The organism is Streptomyces sp. NPDC000941 (assembly GCF_053599555.1).
In genome coordinates, this window is record NZ_JBSFMM010000506.1 from 1 (window position 1) to 2,241 (window position 2,241).

Sequence of the window (2,241 nt, forward strand, 5' to 3'; positions counted from 1 at the left end):
CCCCTCCACCGCGTCGATCTCCGGGGCCGTCAGCCTTGCCGCGGCCAGCGCCTGCCGGATCACCCGCTGCTGCGACGGACCATTCGGCGCCGTCAGCCCGTTACTCGCCCCGTCCTGATTCACCGCACTACCCCGCACCACCGCCAACACCCGATGCCCCAACCGCCGCGCATCCGACAACCGCTCCACCAACAAGATGCCCACGCCCTCGCCCCAGCCGGTTCCATCAGCGGTGGAGGAGAAGGCGCGGCACCGACCGTCTGTGGACAGGCCCCGCTGTCGCGCGAACTCGACGAAAGTGGTGGGGGTGGACATGACGGTGACGCCGCCGGCCAAGGCCATCGTGCATTCCCCTGACCGCAGTGCCTGGCTGGCCAGATGCAGGGCGACCAGGGACGACGAACACGCCGTGTCCACGGTGACGGCGGGACCCTCCAAGCCCAGGGTGTAAGCGATTCGGCCCGATGCGATGCTGCTCGAGCTGCCGGTGAGGACGTAGCCCTCGACGGACTCCGGTGAACGCTCCAGGTGGATCGCGTAGTCCTGGGCGTTGATGCCGGTGAAGACACCGACAGGACTGCCTTGCAGCGACCGTGGGTCGATGTGCGCTCGCTCCAGAGCCTCCCAGCTGGTCTCCAGCAAGAGCCGCTGCTGGGGGTCCATGGCCAGGGCCTCGCGGGGGCTGATGTCGAAGAAGGCGGGGTCGAACTCGGCGGCGTCGTACAAGAAGCCGCCCTGCTGGGTGTAACAGGTGCCCTTGTGTGCGGGGTCAGGGTGGAAGATTCCCGCAAGATCCCAGCCGCGGTTTGTCGGGAAGTCCGCGATCGCGTCGCGTTCCATGAGGACGAGATCCCAGAACTCCTCGGGCGTACTCACGCCGCCCGGGAACCGGCACGCCATGCCGATGATCGCGATGGAGTCGTCGGCTTTGGCAGCGGGACTGGATGGTGGTGCGCTCGCTGGGCCGGATTCCTCACCCGCCAATTCGGTTTGCAGATACTGGGCGAGCTTGGTCGGCGTCGGGTGATCGAAGATGAGGCTGGTGGGGAGACGGAGTCCGGCGAGGGCGGTCAGCCGGTTGCGGGTCTCGACAGCGGCGAGGGAATCGAGTCCCAGTTCCTTGAAGGGCCGGTCGGAGGGCACCGCGTCGACGTCGCTGTGTCCGAGGACCGCGGCCACCTGCGCCCGTACGAGTTGGAGAAGCACCTCCCGCTGCTCTCCCGGGTTCCGGTCGGCCAGTTGCCGGTGCAGGGCCGTCTCGGAATCCTGATCCATCGCCTGCCGGGTACGTTGCCTCTGGGCCTCGGGAATGTCCTGGGTGAGCGGAACGGATTCGCCGCTGGGGCTGAGATTGACGGCGAAGGCACCCCAGTCGATGTCGGCGATGATGTGGTGGGCTTGGCCCGGGGTGGCGATGGCCTGCGAAAGCGCGGTGAGCGCCGGTTCCGTGGGCATCGGGAGCAGACCTCGGCGTGCGAGGTGCCCGGTGATTTCGGCGTTGGCCAGGCCGCCCTGTTCCCACAGTCCCCAGGCGACGGAGGTGGCAGGGAGTCCTTGGGCGCGGCGGTGCTGGGCCAGGGCGTCGAGGTAGGCGTTGGCGGCGGCGTAGTTGGCCTGCCCAGGGCTGCCGAAGGTGGCCGCCGTGGAGGAGATCAGAACAAAGGCATCGAGGTCCAGATGTCGGGTGAGGTTGTGCAGATGGTGGGCGGCGTGTGCCTTGGGGCCAAGAACGGTCGACAGGCGATCGTGAGTCTGAGCGGTCAGTGTGGCGTCGTCGAGGACACCTGCGGTGTGGATGATGGTGGTGAGGGGGTGGGTTGGGGGGATGGTGTTGAGGAGGTTGGTGAGTTGGTTGGGGTTGGTGGTGTCGCAGGTGGTGATGGTGGTGGTGGTGCCGAGTTGGGTGAGGTGGTGGTGGAGTTGGGTGTTGTGGGGTGTGTTGGGTCCTTGTCGGTTGGTGAGGAGGAGGTGGCAGTGGGGGTGGTGGGTGGCGATCCAGGTGGCGATGTGGGTGCCGATGGCTCCGGTGCCGCCGGTGATGAGGATGGTGCCGTGGGGCTTCCAGGGCTGGGGGTTGCTGGATGTGGTAGTGGTCCGGGCCAGGCGTCGGGTCTGTAGCCCCGTGTCGCGGATGGCCAGCTGATCGTCGTTGTGTTGGGTGGTGAGGGCGGTGGTGAGGTGGTGGAGGTGTTGTGGTGTGGGGGTGGTGGGGAGGTCGATGAGTCCGCCCCAGTGGTTGGG

At 67.5% G+C, this 2,241-nt stretch carries 1 protein-coding gene; it reads right to left on the reverse strand.

Features of this window, described 5'->3' with window-relative positions; genetic code table 11:
* Positions 1 to 2,241: SDR family NAD(P)-dependent oxidoreductase (locus ACWDSL_RS53125; protein ID WP_450496928.1), on the reverse strand; the 2,241-nt coding region annotated here is incomplete at both ends.